Source organism: Streptomyces tagetis, from assembly GCF_018069565.1.
GTDB lineage: Bacteria > Actinomycetota > Actinomycetes > Streptomycetales > Streptomycetaceae > Streptomyces > Streptomyces tagetis.
Genome location: NZ_JAGPNL010000010.1, coordinates 83450 through 101216, shown reverse-complemented (window position 1 = coordinate 101216; position 17767 = coordinate 83450). Strand labels below are relative to the sequence as shown.

Sequence of the window (17767 nt, the reverse complement as noted above, 5' to 3'; positions counted from 1 at the left end):
ACTCCAGAATCTGTCGGTACTTACGGGGACTTGTGCGACGTGTGGGGGTGTCTTGGGATGCGGGGGGACGGGGGTACGGAGGGGACGGGGGTACGGGGTTCGGGGCCGTCGGACCCGTCGTCAGACCCGGAGGACCTGCGGCCCGAGCAGGGAGTAGCGGTGGGCCTCGGCCGCCGGGAGCAGGGTGCTCGTGACGATCGCCTCCAGTGCGCCGATGTCGGCGAACCGGCAGAAGCTGACCGCTCCGAACTTGGTGTGGGCCCCCGCGAACACCACCCGGCGCGCGGCCCGGACCGCCTGGGTCTTGACCTCGCTGACCGCCGGGTCGGGCGTGGTCAGACCGTGCTCGCGTGAGATGCCGTTGGCGCCGATGAACGCCAGGTCGATGACGAAGCCGGCGAGCATCTTCGTCGTCCAGTGGTCCACGGTGGCGAGGGTGCCGGAGCGGACCCTCCCGCCGAGCAGCAGGACATGGATGGTGCCGGTCTCGGCGAGCGCCCCGGCGACCGGCAGGGAGGCGGTGACCACTGTGAGCGGCCGGTCCCGGGGCAGGGCCTCCGCGATGAGCTGCGGGGTGAAGCCCTCATCGACGAAGACCGTCTCGGCGTCCCCGAGGAGTTCCGCGGCGGCGTTGGCCACCCGGCGCTTCTCCGGGACGTGACTGGTGGCGCGGAAGGCGAGGGTCGTCTCGAAGCCGGCGCTCTCCACGGGGTAGGCGCCACCATGGGTGCGGCGCACCAGACCGTGGTCCTCCAGGGCGCGCAGGTCCCGTCGTACGGTCTCCTTCGCCACGCCCAGGTCGGCGGCGAGCGCGGTGACGTCGACCGAGCCGGTGGCGCGTGCCATGCGCACGATCTCGCGCTGGCGCTCCTCGGCCGTCCCGTGACCCATGGGTCGACCACCTGCTTCCTGATCTCGCTGCCCGTTCGGGCCCTGTGCGGCCCTTGCAGGATGTTCTACAGGCGGTATGAGGTTCTGACCAGGCTTGTTATAGCTTCGCTATTGCCCGTTTATGCCCGTTCGGCTTCGGTGATGACCGTCGCGGACCTGCATGGGGGCGGGTCGGCGCGGGAGAGCGGGCGATACGGATGCCCGAATGGGCGGTGGGCGGGCCCGATCGATGCCCGACCGGCGCCGGGGGCGTCGGTTTTCCGCCGTTCCGGCCGCCGCCGGCGCCCCGGTACAGACGAATCGCCTGGTCGGCGCCGGGTGGTCTGGTCCACCCGGTCCGACCGGTCGGTCTGGACGGCCGGTTCCGGGCGTCGGCCCGGTGCGGCCCAGAGCCCCGGCACGGGGTGCCAGGAGCCCGTTATCGGGGTGCCGGACGGGGGGCGGGCGCCGTTCGGGCGCCCGGTGCGGGCAGGAGCGGGCGCCCGCGACGGGCATACCGCCGCTCCGGACCGGAACGGGCGCCCGGAGCGGGACGAAGAGGGCGCCGGAGGCGGGCGGGGCGGGCGGAGGCGGGCGCCCTCGGCGGGCGGAAGCGGGCGCCGGGACGGGGAGGGGGTACCAGGAGGCAGGAGGGAAGGGGCGGGTGCCCGGAGGGAAGGGGGCGGGCGGTCAGGGGGACCAGACCGGCGGGTCGGTCACGAAGTGGCCGCCCAGGCGCGACTGAGCCGGGTCGTCCGGGTCGAGTTCCCCCTGCTCCGCGAGGAGCCGGGCCGCGTACGGCTCGGAGTCGTCCCGCGGTTCGTAGCCGAGGGCGCGCGCGGAGGTGAGGTCCCACCACAGGCGGGTGTTGGCGGAGGAGCCGTAGACCACGGTGTGGCCGACGTCCTCGGCGGTCAGGGCGGCGTGCAGCAGGCGGGCGCAGTCGGCCGGGCTCAGCCACAGCGAGAGCGCGCGCACGCCGGCCGGCTCGGGGAAGCAGGAGCCGATGCGGACGGAGACGGTCTCCACCCCGTGCTTGTCCCAGTAGAGCTGGGCGAGGTCCTCGCCGAAGGACTTGGACAGGCCGTAGAAGGTGTCCGGGCGGTGCGGGGTGTCGACGGGGATGAGGGGATCACCCGGGCGCGGGCACGGGGTGTAGCCGACGGCGTGGTTGGAGGAGGCGAAGACGACCCGCCGGACGCCCTCCTCGCGGGCGGCCTCGTACAGGTGGTGGACGCCGTGGATGTTGGCCCGCACGATCTCCTCGAACGGGGCCTCCAGGGAGATGCCCGCGAGGTGCACGATCGCGTCGACGCCCCGGACCGCCTCGCGTACGGCCGCCGCGTCGGCGAGGTCGGCGACGATCGCCTCCGGCTCGCCCTCCACCGGCCGCACGTCGAACAGGCGCAGCGCGTGTCCGTACGCGGGCAGCAGCTCCCGCATCAGGGTGCCGAGGCCGCCGGCGGCGCCGGTGAGCAGGACGGTGCGGGGTGCGGGCATCCTCGGGACTCCTCGGGTCACCTGCGAATCGGCAGCCGTGCGCCGGGCGCACCGCGTTCATGTGGATGGACACGCTAAAGATCTCGTACCCGGCCCGTCAAGAGCCGCCGCTCCCGAACCCGCCGTGCGGGCTGGACCGCAGGTGAGGGGAGGTCGGCTCCTTGACCGGCCTGCGGGCGCGGCCTAGCGTGTGCGCGTTCAGCGACCTGGACATCGGACATGGACGTGGAGCGTGCTCCCGCTCCCGCCGCGGGGTCGGCCACGCCCCCCCGGGGCGCCGCGGCCCGCCCGCCCGGCCGGGCGCGGGGGCCGCGCCGCCGGAGGAGGGCATGTGAAGGCGTCGGCATTCGTCTACCCCTGGGACGTCAACGGCGACCCCGCCGCGGCGGACTTCGTCGCGGGTCTCGGCGTGCGGCAGGCCACGCTCGCCGCCGCCTACCACTCCACCCGCGCCCTCACCCCCCGCCACCCGCGCCACCGGATCGTCACCGCGGAGCACTCCGCCGTGCTCTACCCGCCGGACCCCGCCCGCTGGGCCGGCCGCGCCCCGCGCCCGTACCCGGCCGGCGACTGGGCGCCCGGCGACGCCTGGGGCGAGGCCGCGGGCGCGCTGGCGGGCGCGGGGCTCGCCGTGCACACCTGGGTCGTCCTCGCCCACAACTCCCGCCTGGGCGCCGAGCATCCGGCGACCGGCGTCCGCAACGCCCACGGCGACCGCTACCCCTGGGCCCCCTGCATCGCCCAACCCGCCACCCGCGCCTACCTCACCGGCCTCGCCGCCGAGGCGGCCGTGCGGCCCGGCGCCCTCGGCACCGAACTGGAGTCCTGCGGCTGGTACGGCCTGGCCCACCCGCACGCCCACGACAAGACGGGCGGCGTCGCGCTCGGGGACGCCGGGCAGTACCTGATGTCCCTGTGCTTCTGCCCGGAGTGCGGCGAGGGCTACGGCCGCCACGGACTGGACGCCGACGCGCTGGCCGCCCGCGTCCGGCGGGCGCTGGAGCCGGTGTGGCGCGGGGCGCCCTCCGGCGGCGGCCGGGCGGGCATCGCCCGCCTGCTCGGCGAGGACACGGCGCGGGCCACCCTCGCCTGGCGCGAGGAGGCCGCCCGCACCCTCCAGGAGGAGGCCGTGGCCGCCGTACGGGCCGCCGCGCCCGAGGGCTTCCAGGTGCTCCTGCACGCCGACCCCGTCCCCTGGCACTGCGGCGCCAACGCGGGCGTCGACCCCGCGCACGTCCTGTCCGTCGCCGACGGCGTGGTGGTGCCCTGCACCGGCGGGCCGGAGGCGCTGGAGCCCTTCGCCGCGCGGGGCGTCGAGGGCGCCGTCCTCGCCGCCAACCTCACCGTGGTCTCCGGCATGGGCGGCAGCCCCGGCACCCTCGCCGCCGACGCGGCCCGCGCCCGGGACCGGGGGGCGACCGAACTGCGCCTGTACCACGCCGGGCTGGCCTCCGACGACGACCTGGACGCGGTGCGCTCGGCGCTGGCCCGCCGCTGAACCGGCGATCCGGCGGCCCACGGCGGGGCGGAGCCACAGGACCGCCGGCGTCATGCCTGGTCATCGCGGGTCCGGTCCCCCGCGGCCGGCACCGGGAACCCGCCCGGCTCCCGGCCGGCCGGGCGGGCGCGGACCCCCGTGCGCAGTAAGCGGTTTCGAATTCCTCTGCCGGAAGCGTTGACGAAACCCCGCGCCCCTCCTACCTTCTGACGCGTCGTACTTCGTACGTCATATATGAGACGCGATATGCGAGATCCGAGAGGCGCGCATGACCTCTGTGCCCACCCCGATCCCCTCCCGCACGCAGTACGTGCAGGAGGAGATCAAACGCCGCATCCTCACCGGCCGGCTCACCCCCGGCCAGGCCCTCGTCGAGGCCGACCTCGCCGCGCGGTTCGGGGTCTCCAAGACCCCCGTGCGCGAGGCGCTGAAGACCCTGGCCGGCACCGGACTGGTGGTGATGAACCAGTACAAGGGCGTCACGGTGCGCAGGGTGGACGCGGACATGGCACGCGAGGTCTACGACGTGCGGCTGCTCCTGGAACCCGAGGCGCTGCGCCGCGCGGTGGGCCGGGGAGCCTCCCTGGACGCCGCGCGCGAGGCCCTGGAACGGGCGGAGCTCGCCGGTGACACGGCCGAACGCTCCCTCGCCAACCGCGAGTTCCACCGCGCGCTGTACCTGCCCTGCGGCAACCCGCTGCTCGGCCGGATGCTCGACGAGGTCCGCGACCAGGCGGCCCTCGTCTCCGCCGTGGCCTGGGCCGCGGACCCCTCCTGGCAACGGGAGGCGGACGAGCACCAGGAGATCCTGCGCCTCGCCCTCGCGGGCGACGCGGACGGCGCGGCGCGCGCCCTCCACGCGCACATCGCGTCGTTCGTCGAGCGGGCCTTCCCGGGAACCGGGTCCGGCGACCGGCAGGCCCAGGGAGAGGACGGTCCGGCATGACAACCACCTTCGAGCCCCAGCGGGCGGCACTGGCCGACGTGGTGGCGATCCCGGTGACCCCGTTCGCCGAGGACGGCTCCGTCGACTCCGCCACCTACCGGGCCCTGGTGCGCCGGCTCCTCGACGGCGGCGTCACCACCCTCACCCCGGGCGGCAACACCGGCGAGTTCTACGCGCTCTCCCCGGCCGAGCGCCGCCTCGTCGCCGAACTCGCCGTCGAGGAGGCCGGCGACGGGGGAGCGATCCTCGTCGGCGTCGGCCACGACGTGCCCACCGCCGTCGCCTCCGCCCGGCACGCCCGCGACCTGGGCGCCGGGATGGTGATGGTCCACCAGCCCGTCCACCCCTACGTCTCCCAGGGCGGCTGGGTCGACTACCACCGCGCCATCGCCGAGGCCGTGCCCGACCTCGGCGTCGTCCCCTACGTCCGCAACGAACGCCTCGGCGGCACCCGCCTCGCCGAACTCGCCGACGCCTGCCCCAACGTGATCGGCGTCAAGTACGCGGTCCCGGACGCGGCCCGCTTCGCCGCCTTCGCCCGGGACGCCGGCCTGGAGCGGTTCGTCTGGGTCGCGGGACTCGCCGAGCCGTACGCGCCCTCCTACTTCTCCGCGGGCGCCACCGGCTTCACCTCGGGGCTCGTCAACGTCGCCCCCGCCGTCTCCCTCAACATGATCGAGGCGCTGCGGGCCGGGGACTACACGGCGGCCATGAAGGTCTGGGAGCAGATCCGCCGCTTCGAGGAACTGCGTGCCGCCAACGGCTCCGCCGACAACGTCACCGTCGTCAAGGAGGCCCTCGCCTCCCTCGGCCTGTGCCGCCGGGAGGTCCGCCCGCCGAGCAAGCCCCTCGGCGAGGCCGCCCGCGCCGACGTCGCCGCCATCGCCGCCGGGTGGTCGATATGACCGGGCCGGTCCGGCGCCCCGAGGAGCTGCGCAGCCACCAGTGGTACGGCACCGACGGACTGCGCTCCTTCAGCCACCGCGCCCGCACCCGCCAGCTCGGCTACCTGCCCGAGGAACACCTCGGCAAGCCCGTCGTCGCCGTCCTCAACACCTGGTCCGACATCAACCCCTGCCACGTCCACCTGCGCGAGCGGGCCCAGGCGGTCAAGCGCGGGGTGTGGCAGGCGGGCGGCTTCCCGCTGGAGTTCCCGGTCTCCACGCTCAGCGAGACCTTCCAGAAGCCGACCCCGATGCTCTACCGCAACCTCCTCGCCCTGGAGACGGAGGAGCTGCTGCGCTCCTACCCCGTCGACGGCGCCGTCCTGCTCGGCGGCTGCGACAAGTCGACGCCCGCCCTGCTCATGGGCGCCGCCTCCGCCGACCTGCCCGCGGTCTTCGTACCGGCCGGCCCCATGCTCCCCGGCCACTGGCGCGGCGAGACCCTGGGCTCCGGCACCGACATGTGGAAGTACTGGGACGAGCGGCGGGCCGGCCTCATCGGCGACTGCGAGATGCAGGAGCTGGAGAGCGGACTGGCGCGCTCGCCGGGCCACTGCATGACGATGGGCACCGCCTCCACGCTGACCGCCGCCGCCGAGGCGCTCGGCGTCACCGTCCCGGGTGCCTCCAGCATCCCGGCCGTGGACTCCGGGCACGAGCGGATGGCCGCCGCGGCCGGCCGGTGCGCCGTCGGCCTCGTCCACCGGGACCGGCGGCTGAGCCAGATCCTCACCGCGGAGGCGTTCCAGGACGCGGTCACCACCGTGCTCGGCCTCGGCGGCTCCACCAACGCCGTGATCCACCTGATCGCCATGGCCGGCCGGGCGGGGGTGCGGCTCACCCTCGACGACTTCGACCGGGCCGCCCGCACCGTCCCGGTGCTGGCCAACGTCCGCCCCGGCGGCCGGACCCACCTCATGGAGGACTTCCACTTCGCCGGCGGGGTGCCCGGGTTCCTCTCCCGCATCCCCGACCTGCTCCACCTGGACCGGCCCACCGTCGCCCACGACACGCTGCGCGAGCAGATCGCCGGGGCCCGGGTCCACCACGACGACGTCATCCGGCCCCGCGACAACCCGGTGGCGGCCGAGGGCGGCGTCGCGGTGCTGCGCGGCAACCTCTGTCCGGACGGCGCGGTCATCAAGCACATCGCCGCCGAACCGCGCCTGCTCCGGCACACCGGCCCCGCCGTCGTCTTCGACGACTACCGGACCATGCAGCGCACGATCGACGACCCGGCGCTCGGCATCACCGCCGACAGCGTGCTGGTGCTGCGCAACGCCGGCCCCAAGGGCGGGCCCGGCATGCCCGAGTACGGCATGCTGCCGATCCCCGAGTACCTGCTCAAGCAGGGTGTGCGGGACATGGTGCGGATCTCCGACGCCCGGATGAGCGGCACCAGTTACGGCGCCTGCGTCCTGCACGTGGCCCCCGAGTCGTACGTCGGCGGGCCGCTGGCACTGGTCCGCACCGGGGACACCATCACCCTGGACGTCGGGGCCCGCGGCCTCCACCTGCACGTGGACGACGCCGAGCTGGAGCGGCGCCGGGCCGCGTGGACCCCGCCGCCCGTGCCCTACCGGCGCGGCTACGGCGCCCTGTACTTCGACCAGATCACGCAGGCCGACACCGGCTGCGACTTCGCCTTCCTGGCCCGCCCCGGCGAGGTGCCGGACCCCTACGCGGGCTGACCGCCGCCGGGTGGCGGTCCGGGGCCCGTCCCGCCCGTGGGGAAAGCGCTTCCTGCGCCGCTCGTACCACCGCACGCGCACCACCGCACCCGCCCCGCACCCGCATCACCGCCCGCGCACCACCGCACCACCCGTACGCGCACCACCGCACCGCCCGTACGCGTCCCACCGCACCCCCGGGCGTCCGAGCCGCACCAGGCGACCGCGCACCCGGACGAGCCGCACCGCACGCACCAGAACGGAGACCAGTCATGGCCCAAGCCGCAGCCGTGGCGAAACCGCCCGCGCCACCCCGGCGGCGCCGTGCCTCCCACGCGCCGCGCGGGCTGCCCTACCTGCTGATCGGACCCGCCCTCCTGCTGATGCTGGGCTTCATCGCCTACCCGGTCCTCAGCGTCTTCTACTACAGCCTCCAGGACTACAACCCCACCAAGCCCTGGCGGAACGGCTACGCGGGCCTCGGCAACTTCGTCCGCGTCTTCACCGAGGACCCCCAGTTCTGGGACACCCTCGTCTTCAGCGCCCAGTGGGTCTTCGTCGAGGTCGGGCTGCAACTCCTCTTCGGCCTCGCCCTGGCGCTCATCGTCAACCAGACCTTCGTCGGCCGCGGCATCGGACGCGCCCTGGTCTTCTCCCCCTGGGCCGTCTCCGGCGTCCTGACCTCCGCCATCTGGGTCCTGCTCTACAACTCCCAGACCGGCGTCAGCCGTTACCTCGCCGACCTGGGCCTCGGCGAGTACGGCACGAGCTGGCTGTCGGACCCCGCGACCGTCTTCCCGGCGGCGATCGTCGCCGACCTGTGGCGCGGCGTCCCCTTCTTCGCCATCCTCCTCCTCGCCGACCTCCAGTCCGTCCCGAAGGACCTGTACGAGGCCGCCGAGGTCGACGGGGCCAGCCGCTTGCAGCAGTTCCGGCACATCACGCTGCCCCACCTCAAGGACGCCATCATCCTCTCCACGCTGCTGCGCGCGGTGTGGGAGTTCAACAACGTCGACCTGCTCTACACCCTGACCGGCGGCGGACCCGCGGGCGAGACCACGACCCTGCCGCTCTACATCGCCAACACCAGCGTCGACGCCCACGACTTCGGCTACGCGTCGGCCCTGACCACGGTCGCGTTCGTGATCCTGCTCTTCTGCTCGATCGCCTACCTGCGGCTGAGCAAGTTCGGAGGCGAGAAGAAGTGATCACCAAAGAGGCCGCCGCCACGGCCGCGCCGGCCGCCCCGCGCGCCGCCGCCCCGCCGCCCCCGCGCCCGGCACCGAGGCGCCGCCCCTGGGACGAGGTGCCCCGCTGGCAGATCTACCTGCCGCTCGGCGGCTACCTGGTCTTCACCCTGATCCCCTTCTACTGGATTCTGCTCTTCTCGCTGCGCCCCGCCGGATCGACCTCGCTGGTGCCCTGGCCGGTCACCTTCGAGCACTTCGAGAAGGTGTGGACCGAGCGGAACTTCGCGGTCTTCTTCCAGAACAGCGTGCTGGTCGGCCTCGCCACCCTGGTGATGACCACCCTCGTCGCGCTGGCCGGCGGCTACGCCCTCGCCCGGTTCGACTTCCGCGCCAAGCAGGGCTTCCTGCTCGCCCTGCTCTGCTCCCAGTTCGTGCCGGGCGCGCTGCTGCTGGTGCCGCTCTTCGAGATCTTCGCCGGACTGCGGATGATCAACTCGCTGGGCAGCGTCATCCTCGCCGAGACCGTCTTCCAGTTGCCGCTGTCGATGATCCTCATCAGCAACTTCATCAAGAACGTGCCGTACTCCCTGGAGGAGGCGGCCTGGGTGGACGGCTGCGGGCGTCTGCGGGCCTTCCGGATCGTCGTCCTGCCGCTGCTGCGGCCGGGTCTGATCGCCGTCGGCTCCTTCGCCTTCGTGCACTCCTGGAACCACTTCCTCTTCGCCCTGATGTTCCTCAACAACCAGGACAAGCAGACGATCCCGGTCGGCCTCAACACCCTGATGAGCGCGGACAGCGTCGACCTGGGCGCGCTCGCCGCGGGCGGCATCGTCGCCGCCGTCCCGGTCGTGATCGTCTTCGCCTTCATCCAGAAGTGGCTGATCACCGGCTTCAGCGCGGGGGCGGTGAAGGGATGAGCGAGACGACCGCGCTGCCCGTCGTCCTCGTGGGCGCCCGCGGCCACGGCCGCTGGCACCTCGCCAACATCCGCCGGCTGGAGCGGGCGGGAGCCGTCCGGCTGGCCGGGGTCTGCGAGACCGCGCCGCTGAGCGAGGAGGAGTTCGGCGGCGCCCTCCCGCCGCACTCCGCCGACCTGGGCGCCCTGCTGGACTCCACCGGCGCCCGGATCGCCGTGATCTGCACGCCGATCCCCACCCACACCGACCTCGCGCTGACCGCCGCACGGCGCGGCGTCCACGTCCTGCTGGAGAAGCCGCCGGCCCCCTCGTACGCGGAGTTCCGGCGGATGGCCGACGGGGTCGCCGAGGCCGGTGTCGCCTGCCAGACCGGCTTCCAGTCGCTGGGCTCGCACGCCCTGCCCGCCATCCGCGAGCTGGCCGCCTCGGGCGCGATCGGGGAGGTGACGGGGATCGGCGGCGCCGGCGCCTGGGTGCGCGACGAGGCGTACTTCCGCCGTTCCCCCTGGGCTGGCCGGCGCCGGATGAACGGCGTGGACGTGATCGACGGGGCGCTCACCAACCCCCTCGCGCACGCCGTCGCCACCGCCCTCGCCCTCGGCGGCGCCGACCGCGCCGAGGACGTCACCGGGGTGGAGACCGAGCTGGGCCGGGCCAACGACATCGAGGCCGACGACACCTCCTGCGTACGGATCACCACCGCGCGCGGACCGGGGATCACCGTCGCCGCCACCCTGTGCGCCGAGCGGGCCGCCGAGCCCTACGTCCTGGTGCACGGCCGCAGCGGCCGGATCACCTTCTGGTACAAGCAGGACCGGGTGCTGCTCCAGCGCGCCGGGCACGGCCCGCAGGAGTACGAGTACGGCCGTACCGACCTGCTGGAGAACCTGGTCGCCCACGTCGGGGACGGCGCCCCGCTGCTGGTCCCGCCGGCGGCCACGGGCGGCTTCATGAAGGTCGTCGAGGCGATCCGCCGGGCCCCCGACCCGGCCCCGCTGCCCGAGGGGACCTGGCGCCGCGTGCCCGGCGAGGAGCGCCGCGTGGTCCCCGGCGTCGACGGCCTGGTGGCCGCCGCCGCCGAGACCCTCTCCCTCTACTCCGAGCTGGGCGCCCCCTGGGCCCCGCGTACGGAACACCCGCTGAAAGGGGTGAGCACCCCGTGAACGGCGCCGAAGCCCCGGTGCTGAGCCTGGCCGGCCGCCCCGTCGCCCGGTACGTCACCCGGCCCGAGCTGCCCGCCCGGCTCTCCCCCCGCCCCCATCTGCACCCCGTCACCACCCTGGCCGGCACGGCGGTCACCGAGTCCGCCCCCGCCGACCACCTCCACCACCTCGGCGTCGGTGTCGCCGTTCCCGACGTCGAGGGGCACAACTTCTGGGGCGGGCGCACCTACGTCCGCGACCGGGGCCCGACCGAGCTGGACAACCACGGTGCCCAGCGCCACCTGTCCTTCCCCCACCGTGATCCGGCCGGCTTCACCGAGGAGCTGCGCTGGGTCGCCGCCGGCCGGGAGCTGCTCCGGGAGCACCGCACGGTCAGGGCGGTCCGGCTCACCCCCGCCGCCTGGGCGCTGGACCTCACCTTCGCGCTGACCAACGTCACCGGGGCCCCGCTCGGTCTCGGCAGCCCCGCCACCAACGGGCGCCCCGGCGCCGCCTACGGGGGTTTCTTCTGGCGGGCCCGCAAGGAGCGGGAGGCCCCGGACGTCTTCACCGCCGGGGCAACGGGCGAGGCGGCGGTGCACGGCAGCCGCGCCGACTGGCTGGCCCTGGCCGGCCCGTCCTGGACGCTGGTCTTCGCCGGGGGCGACGAACGCACCCGCCGCGACCCGTGGTTCGTCCGCACCGCCGAGTACCCGGGGGCCGGCTCCTCGCTCGCCCACGACGCCCGGCTGCCCCTCGCGCCCGGTGCCACCGAGACCCGCCGGATCGTCACCGTGGTCGCCGACGGCCGCCTCGACGCGGCCGGTGCCGCGGCCCTGGCCCGCGAGGCGGTGGGAGCCCAGGCCGGCACCCCGGCACCCCCACGTGTTCCGCACCCCCACCCCTCAACGGATCACCCTCCAGGTGATCACCCGCCACGGGACCGGAAGAAGAGAGCCGACCAATGAAGATCAGCAATCGCACCAGCACCACCGGCAGGCGCCGGACCACGGCCGCCGTCGCCCTGGGGGCCGTGCTCGCGCTGACCGTCACCGCCTGCGGCGACGACGGCAGCGGGGCGGGCGGCGACAAGGGCGCCGAGGGCAGCGGCACCGGCAAGATCGTCTTCTGGGACAACAACGGGGGCGTGCGCACCGACGTCTGGAAGGAGATCATCGCCGCCTTCGAGAAGGAACACCCCGACATCGACGTCGAGTACGTGGGCATCGCGGCCACCGAGTACCAGTCCAAGGTGGACACCGCCATCCAGGGCGGGGGCCTGCCGGACGTGGGCGGGGTGGGCGCGGCGATGCTCGCCGGGTTCGCCGCCCAGGACGCCCTGGAGCCGCTCGACGAGAGGCTCGCCGGCTCGCCCCTGGACGGCAGGCTCAACAAGGACATGGTGGAGTCGCTGAAGGCCGCGGGCGGCGGCGACGGCACCCTCTACTCGGTGCCGACCTCCGCCAACAACGGCGTCCTCTACTACCGCACCGACCTGTTCGACAAGGCGGGCCTCGCCGAGCCGACGACCTGGGACGCCTTCTACGAGGCGGCGGGGAAGCTGACCCGGTCCGGCAGGAACGAGTTCGGCTACACCATCCGGGGCGGGGCCGGGTCCATCGCCCAGGCCCTGGACGCGATGTACGGGCAGTCCGGCATCACGTCCTTCTGGGACGAGGGCCGCGAGAAGACCACGGTCAACGACCCGCGCAACGTCGAGGCGCTGGAGAAGTACGCGGCCCTCTACAAGAAGGCCACGCCGGCCGCCGACGTCAACAACGACTTCACCAAGATGGTGGCCCAGTGGGACTCGGGCACCATCGGCATGGTCAACCACAACCTGGGCTCCTACCAGGACCACGTCAAGGCGCTCGGCGCCGACAAGTTCCGCGGCATCCCGCAGCCGACCGGCGCCTCGGGCAAGCGGGTCCAGGTCTCCAACCCGGTCGACGGACTGGGGGTGTTCAAGAGCTCCAAGAACAAGGAGGCGGCCTGGACCTTCGTCGAGTTCGCCCTCTCGCGGGCGCAGAACTCGCGGTTCAACGAGTCGGCGGGCCAGGTGCCGTCCCACACGGACGCGGCGAAGGACGAGTGGATCTCGCGGGCGGAGCCGACGAAGCTCGCCGCGCAGGCGCTGAACGACGGGTCGACGACGATCGTGCAGCTCCCGTACTACCTGCCGGACTGGAACACGATCTCGAAGGCGGACAACGAGCCGAACTTCCAGAAGGTCCTGCTCGGGAAGATGTCCGCGAAGGCGTTCCTGGACACGATGGCCAAGCAGCTCGACGCGGCGCAGGCCGAGTGGAACGAGCACAAGGGCTGAGGAGCGGCCCGGCCCGGCCCCGCCGCGCACACCGGCCGCCGGGCCCCCGCCCGTCCCGCACCACCACCCCCCGACCGCAGAAGGAGACCGGACCACATGAGCATTTTCGGATGGCATGCGCATGACACGAACACCCGCGGTGCCGCCGGTGCCGCCGGCACCGCCGGCCCGCCCCGGACCCGAACCCGCCCGCGCGGCAGAGCCGCCAGAGCCGTCGCGCCGGCCGTCGGCGCCGCCCTGCTGCTGACCCTGACCCTGACCGGGACCGGCGCCGCCGAGGCCCGCCCGCACCACCCCGACCCCGCCCGGCAGACCCTGCCCGCCCGCGACGGCTGGGCCTCCCACACCACCGGCACCACCGGCGGCTCCGCCGCCGACGCCCGGCACGTCTTCACCGTCACCACCTGGGCCGGTTTCAAGGCCGCCCTCACCGCGGGCGGCACCGCGCCGCGCATCATCAAGGTGAAGGGCACCATCGACGCCGTCACCGGCGGCTGCGACACCTTCGCCGCCCCCGGCTACGACTTTGGCGCCTACCTGGAGGCGTACGCGCCCGAGACCTGGGGGCTCGACACCGACCTGGAGGGCGAGAGCGACGACAGCCCCGAGGGGCTGCGCCGCGTCTCCGCCGCCCGGCAGGCCCAGGCGGTGCGGGCGAACGTGCCCGCCGACACGACCATCATCGGCGTCGGCCGCGACGCCGGCTTCAAGGGCGCCAGCCTCCAGATCAAGGGCGTCGACAACGTCATCGTCCGCAACCTGACCTTCGAGAGCCCCGTCGACTGCTTCCCGCAGTGGGACCCCACCGACGGCGACCGGGGCAACTGGAACTCCGAGTACGACAGCGCCGTCGTCCACGGCTCCACCCACGTCTGGCTGGACCACAACACCTTCACCGACGGCGACCACCCCGACAGCGCCGCGCCGACCCACTTCGGCATGCTCTACCAGCAGCACGACGGCCAACTGGACATCGTCCGCGGCGCCGACCTCGTCACCGCCTCCTGGAACGTCTTCACCGAGCACGACAAGACGATCCTCATCGGCAACAGCGACAGCGAGTCCACCGCCGCCGACGACCGGGGCAGGCTGCGCTCCACCTTCCACCACAACCTCTTCGCCGGTCTCGTCGAACGCGCGCCCCGCGTCCGCTTCGGCCAGGTCGACGTCTACGACAACCACTTCGTGGCCGGGGCGGACTACGGCTACAGCCTCGGCGTCGGCAAGGAGTCCGCGATCGTCGCCGAGCACAACGCCTTCACCCTCCCGGCCGGCACCAGCCCCGCCGCGGTGCTGAAGAAGTGGAGCGAGGCCCCGCTGACCGCCGCCCACAACCTGGTCAACGGCCGCCCCCTGGACCTGATCGCCGTGCACAACGCGGAGATCCCGCAGGAGACCCTCCAGCGCGGCGCCGGCTGGACGCCGACCCTGCGCACCACGGTCCACCCGGCGCGCGCCGTCCCCGCCCTCGTCGCCCAGGGCGCGGGCGCCGGCCGCCTGCGCTGACCCGCCCGGGGCCGGGACCGCCCACGCCGTCCCGGCCCCCGTGGCCCGCCCTCACCGAAGGAGCACCCCGCATGGACCGGGACCCGCACCCGCCCTCGCCGAGCACCGCGGCACCGGGCCCGGCGCCCGCGTCGCCGTCCCCGCCGACCGGCCGCGGCTCATCCGCGCCGGGGCGGGCGGCGTCAGGCGGGCAGGCGCAGCACGACCTCGTCGATCTCCGCGCCCCGGGCACGGGCGAACCCGCGCGCACGGGCGGTCCGTTCGAAGCCGCACTTCTCCAGCACGCGCAGCGACCCGGCGTTGTCCGCCGCCGCCCGCGCGTACAGCGGGCGCTCCGGCACCTCGGCCAGCAGCGCGCGCAGCGCCCCCGTCGCCACGCCCCGGCCCCAGTACGCCCGGTCCACCCAGTAGGTGACCTCCCGCTCGCCCGGCTCCCCGTAGACCGCGGCGCTGCCGAGCACGTCGCCGTCGCCCAGGATGGTGCGCACCACGTCCCCCGAGGAGCGCAACCGCCGCCACTGCGCCGCGAAGGCGTCCCAGTCGGCCGGGTCACGCGGGGTGAAGGCCGCCATGAGCAGGGCCTCAGGATCGTTCAACTGCCGGAAGAAGACGGGCAGGTCGCTGTCGTGGACCTCGCGCAGGGCGATGTGCACGGCTCAGAGCCTCCGGGTCGCCAGGGTCAGCCGGTCCCGCGCGTCGAACAGGGCGTCCTTCACCATCTGCTCGTGGGCGGGCGTCAGCCGGGCCACCGGCACCGAGCAGCTCACCGCGTCCCGCGCCGGGGTGCGGTAGGGGATCGCCACGCCGAAGCAGCGCAGCCCCAGCGTGTTCTCCTCGCGGTCCACCGCGAAGCCCTGCTCCCGGACCTGGCGCAGCTCCTCGATGAGCCGCTCGCGGTCGGTGATGGTGTTCTCGGTCAGCGCGGGCAGCGTCTCCGGCAGCATCTTGCGCACCTGCTCGTCGGAGTAGGTGCTCAGCAGCGCCTTGCCCAGCGAGGTCGAGTGGGCCGGCAGCCGGCGGCCGACCCGGGTGAAGGGCCGCAGGTAGTGCTGGGACTGGCGGGTCGCCAGGTAGACCACGTTGGTGCCGTCGAGCCGGGCGAGGTGGATGGTCTCCGTGGTGTCGTCGGAGAGCCGGTCCAGCGTCGGCCGCGCCGCCGCCACCACCTCGTCGCCGTCGATGTACGACGTCCCCACCAGCAGCGCCCGTACGCCGATGCCGTACCGCGTGCCGGTCGCGTCCGTCTCCACCCAGCCCAGCTCCACCAGGGTGCGCAGCAGCATGTAGAGGCTGGACTTGGGGTAGCCCACGGCCTCCTGGACCGAGGCCAGGGAGTGCATGCCGGGACGCCCGGCGAAGTACTCCAGCAGTTCCACCGTCCGCACGGCGGACTTGACCTGCGCTCCGCCCCCCGTCTCGCCAGCCGGCATCGCCCTTGACCCTTTCGTCCGTCGGGAAATAATCTCCCACATGTTCACGATCTGAGACAGTGTTCAGTATATCGAACGACCCCGAGACCGAGCACGTGGAGGGACCCGCGGTGGCAGCAGCACCAGTCTGGAGTGTCGACCCCCGTACCGGGAAGCGGCGCGAACAGGTCGCCAGGGAGGCCACGGCGGGGGAGGTGGACACCGCCGTCCGCGCCGCGCACGCCGCGCGGGGCGCCCTCGCCGACCGCGCCGTACGCGCCGCCTTCCTGCGCACCGCCGCCGACGGGCTCCAGGCGGACGGGGACGCGCTGGTCGAGGCCGCCGACGCCGAGACCGCGCTCGGGACGGCCCGGCTCACCGGCGAACTCGCCCGCACCTGCTACCAGTTGCGCGCCTTCGCCGCCCTGGTCGACGAGGGCGCCTTCCTCGACGTCGTCATCGACCACCCCGACGACACCGCGACCCCGCCCGTCCCGGACCTGCGCCGCCTCAAGGTGCCGCTCGGCGTCGTCGCCGTCTACGCGGCCTCCAACTTCCCCTTCGCCTTCTCCGTCGCCGGCGGCGACACGGCCAGCGCGCTCGCGGCCGGCTGCCCGGTCGTGGTCAAGGCCCACCCCGACCACCCCGCCCTCTCCGCGCTGGTCGCCGGGGTGCTGCGCCGCGCCGCCGCCCGGCACGGGGTGCCCGAGGGCGTCCTCGGCCTGGTGCACGGCTTCGACGCCGGCCTCGCACTGATCCGGCACCCGCTGGTCGCCGCGGCCGGCTTCACCGGGTCGGTGCGCGGCGGACGCGCCCTGTTCGACGAGGCGGTGGCCCGGCCGGTCCCGATCCCCTTCCACGGCGAACTGGGCTCGCTGAACCCGGTCGTCGTCACCGAGGCGGCGGCGGCCGAACGGGCCGCGGAGATAGGCGCCGGGCTGGCCGCCTCGATGACCCTCGGCGTCGGCCAGTTCTGCGTCAAGCCGGGCCTGGTCCTGGTGCCGTCCACCGCGGCGGGCGACGCCCTGGTCGAGGCCCTCGCCGCCGCGGTCGCCGCCGCCGCGCCCGGCGTCCTGCTCGACCACCGCATGCGGGACGCCTACGCCGCCGGGGTCGCCGAGCGCGCCGCGCTGCCCGGCGTCCGGGCCCCGGTCGTCCCGGGGGCCGACGGCGAGCACGAGGTCCGCGCCGGGGTCCTCACCGTGCCGGCCGCCCGGCTCGCCGACGGGGACGGGCACGCGCCGCTGCTGGAGGAGTGCTTCGGCCCGGTCACCGTCGTGGCCCGCTACGCGGACGACGCCGAGGTGACGGACGTGCTGTCCCGGCTGCCGGGCAACCTCACGGCGACCGCCCAGCTCTCCGCCGACGAGGCCGCCGGCAAGGGCCGCGGCGCGGACCTCCTCGCGGAGCTGACCCCGCTGGCGGGCCGGGTCTTGGTCAACGGCTGGCCCACCGGCGTCGCGGTGGCCCCGGCCCAGCACCACGGCGGCCCCTACCCGGCGACCACCTCCACCTCCACCTCGGTCGGCGCCACCGCCGTGGAGCGCTGGCTGCGGCCGGTCGCGTACCAGAACACCCCCGAGGCCCTGCTCCCGCCCGAGCTGCGCGACGACAACCCGCTGGGCCTGCCGCGCCGCTTCAACGGCCGCCTCGAACGCTGACCACCCCGGCCCGCGGGGAAATCCGCCCCCGCGGGCCACGGCCGGTCCCGTAACCGGGCAACGCGCCCCGCTCCGCCCCCGGCCCGTGCCGCGCCCCGCTCGGCCCCCGGCCCGTGCCGTGCCGGGGAATGCGTGCCGCCGTCCGGACGTTCCCGCTGCGGGCGGAGAAGGTCTCCGTACCCGTACGA

At 74.4% G+C, this 17767-nt stretch carries 15 protein-coding genes; 11 read left to right on the top strand and 4 right to left on the bottom strand.

All coding sequences use genetic code 11. The features are described from left to right. Positions 1-120: 120 nt before the first annotated feature. Together J5Y05_RS28235 and J5Y05_RS28230 are read right to left on the bottom strand one after the other, a co-directional pair. Complete coding sequence (locus tag J5Y05_RS28235; RefSeq protein WP_030419999.1) at positions 121-891, bottom strand: DeoR/GlpR family DNA-binding transcription regulator; 771 nt, start codon at positions 889-891, stop codon at positions 121-123. Between the two features lie 669 nt (positions 892-1560). Then, the gene (locus tag J5Y05_RS28230; RefSeq protein WP_210876118.1) at positions 1561-2370 is read right to left on the bottom strand and encodes an NAD-dependent epimerase/dehydratase family protein; all 810 of its coding nucleotides are present in this window, start codon (positions 2368-2370) and stop codon (positions 1561-1563) included. A 331-nt stretch (positions 2371-2701) separates the two neighbouring features. Here J5Y05_RS28230 and J5Y05_RS28225 point away from each other — a divergent pair, with 331 nt between their 5' ends. The 10 genes from J5Y05_RS28225 to J5Y05_RS28180 all read left to right on the top strand — a co-directional run bounded on the left by J5Y05_RS28225 (position 2702) and on the right by J5Y05_RS28180 (position 14509). Continuing rightward, positions 2702-3868 (top strand): hypothetical protein, encoded by a 1167-nt coding sequence (locus J5Y05_RS28225; protein WP_210876117.1) that lies wholly within the window; start codon positions 2702-2704, stop codon positions 3866-3868. 268 nt (positions 3869-4136) lie between these two features. After that, entirely contained in the window at positions 4137-4814 is a 678-nt protein-coding gene (locus tag J5Y05_RS28220) for a GntR family transcriptional regulator (RefSeq protein WP_210876116.1), read from the top strand. Then, positions 4811-5719 (top strand): dihydrodipicolinate synthase family protein, encoded by a 909-nt coding sequence (locus J5Y05_RS28215; RefSeq protein ID WP_210876115.1) that lies wholly within the window; start codon positions 4811-4813, stop codon positions 5717-5719. The genes J5Y05_RS28220 and J5Y05_RS28215 overlap by 4 nt, the downstream gene beginning before the upstream one ends. Then, the gene (gene araD, locus J5Y05_RS28210; RefSeq protein ID WP_210876114.1) at positions 5716-7449 is read left to right on the top strand and encodes an L-arabinonate dehydratase; all 1734 of its coding nucleotides are present in this window, start codon (positions 5716-5718) and stop codon (positions 7447-7449) included. Before J5Y05_RS28215 ends, araD begins: the two co-directional genes overlap by 4 nt. A 251-nt stretch (positions 7450-7700) precedes the next feature. Beyond that, positions 7701-8636, top strand: coding sequence for a carbohydrate ABC transporter permease (locus tag J5Y05_RS28205; protein ID WP_210876113.1), 936 nt, complete (start codon positions 7701-7703; stop codon positions 8634-8636). Next, on the top strand, positions 8633-9535 hold the full coding sequence (locus J5Y05_RS28200; RefSeq protein WP_210876112.1) for a carbohydrate ABC transporter permease: 903 nt from the start codon (positions 8633-8635) through the stop codon (positions 9533-9535). Before J5Y05_RS28205 ends, J5Y05_RS28200 begins: the two co-directional genes overlap by 4 nt. After that, the gene (locus J5Y05_RS28195; protein ID WP_210876111.1) at positions 9532-10698 is read left to right on the top strand and encodes a Gfo/Idh/MocA family protein; all 1167 of its coding nucleotides are present in this window, start codon (positions 9532-9534) and stop codon (positions 10696-10698) included. The genes J5Y05_RS28200 and J5Y05_RS28195 overlap by 4 nt, the downstream gene beginning before the upstream one ends. Next, complete coding sequence (locus tag J5Y05_RS28190) at positions 10695-11645, top strand: DUF6807 domain-containing protein (RefSeq protein WP_210876110.1); 951 nt, start codon at positions 10695-10697, stop codon at positions 11643-11645. Before J5Y05_RS28195 ends, J5Y05_RS28190 begins: the two co-directional genes overlap by 4 nt. Further along, positions 11642-13003, top strand: a complete 1362-nt coding sequence (locus J5Y05_RS28185) for an ABC transporter substrate-binding protein (protein ID WP_210876109.1) — start codon at positions 11642-11644, stop codon at positions 13001-13003. The genes J5Y05_RS28190 and J5Y05_RS28185 overlap by 4 nt, the downstream gene beginning before the upstream one ends. 96 nt (positions 13004-13099) lie before the next feature. Continuing rightward, a complete protein-coding gene (locus J5Y05_RS28180) occupies positions 13100-14509 on the top strand; it encodes a pectate lyase family protein (protein WP_210876108.1) in 1410 nt (469 codons plus the stop codon). Between the two features lie 182 nt (positions 14510-14691). On the opposite strand, the gene J5Y05_RS28175 is transcribed toward J5Y05_RS28180, so the two are convergent. Beyond that, positions 14692-15162 carry a GNAT family N-acetyltransferase gene (locus J5Y05_RS28175; RefSeq protein WP_210876107.1) on the bottom strand — a complete coding sequence of 157 codons (471 nt, stop codon included), beginning with the start codon at positions 15160-15162 and terminating at the stop codon, positions 14692-14694. Positions 15163-15165: 3 nt separating this feature from the next. Next, positions 15166-15939 carry an IclR family transcriptional regulator gene (locus J5Y05_RS28170; RefSeq protein ID WP_210876105.1) on the bottom strand — a complete coding sequence of 258 codons (774 nt, stop codon included), beginning with the start codon at positions 15937-15939 and terminating at the stop codon, positions 15166-15168. Between the two features lie 110 nt (positions 15940-16049). Between J5Y05_RS28170 and J5Y05_RS28165 the strand changes: the two genes are divergently transcribed. Next, positions 16050-17579 carry an aldehyde dehydrogenase (NADP(+)) gene (locus J5Y05_RS28165; protein ID WP_210876103.1) on the top strand — a complete coding sequence of 510 codons (1530 nt, stop codon included), beginning with the start codon at positions 16050-16052 and terminating at the stop codon, positions 17577-17579. Positions 17580-17767: the final 188 nt, after the last annotated feature.

Coding starts and splice junctions, on each gene's coding strand:
- J5Y05_RS28220 (WP_210876116.1), top strand. CDS start 4,137: ATGACCTCTGTGCCCACCCCGATCCCCTCCCGCACGCAGTACGTGCAG.
- J5Y05_RS28170 (WP_210876105.1), bottom strand. CDS start 15,939: ATGCCGGCTGGCGAGACGGGGGGCGGAGCGCAGGTCAAGTCCGCCGTG.
- J5Y05_RS28180 (WP_210876108.1), top strand. CDS start 13,100: ATGAGCATTTTCGGATGGCATGCGCATGACACGAACACCCGCGGTGCC.
- J5Y05_RS28195 (WP_210876111.1), top strand. CDS start 9,532: ATGAGCGAGACGACCGCGCTGCCCGTCGTCCTCGTGGGCGCCCGCGGC.
- J5Y05_RS28205 (WP_210876113.1), top strand. CDS start 7,701: ATGGCCCAAGCCGCAGCCGTGGCGAAACCGCCCGCGCCACCCCGGCGG.
- J5Y05_RS28215 (WP_210876115.1), top strand. CDS start 4,811: ATGACAACCACCTTCGAGCCCCAGCGGGCGGCACTGGCCGACGTGGTG.
- J5Y05_RS28230 (WP_210876118.1), bottom strand. CDS start 2,370: ATGCCCGCACCCCGCACCGTCCTGCTCACCGGCGCCGCCGGCGGCCTC.
- J5Y05_RS28235 (WP_030419999.1), bottom strand. CDS start 891: ATGGGTCACGGGACGGCCGAGGAGCGCCAGCGCGAGATCGTGCGCATG.
- araD (WP_210876114.1), top strand. CDS start 5,716: ATGACCGGGCCGGTCCGGCGCCCCGAGGAGCTGCGCAGCCACCAGTGG.
- J5Y05_RS28185 (WP_210876109.1), top strand. CDS start 11,642: ATGAAGATCAGCAATCGCACCAGCACCACCGGCAGGCGCCGGACCACG.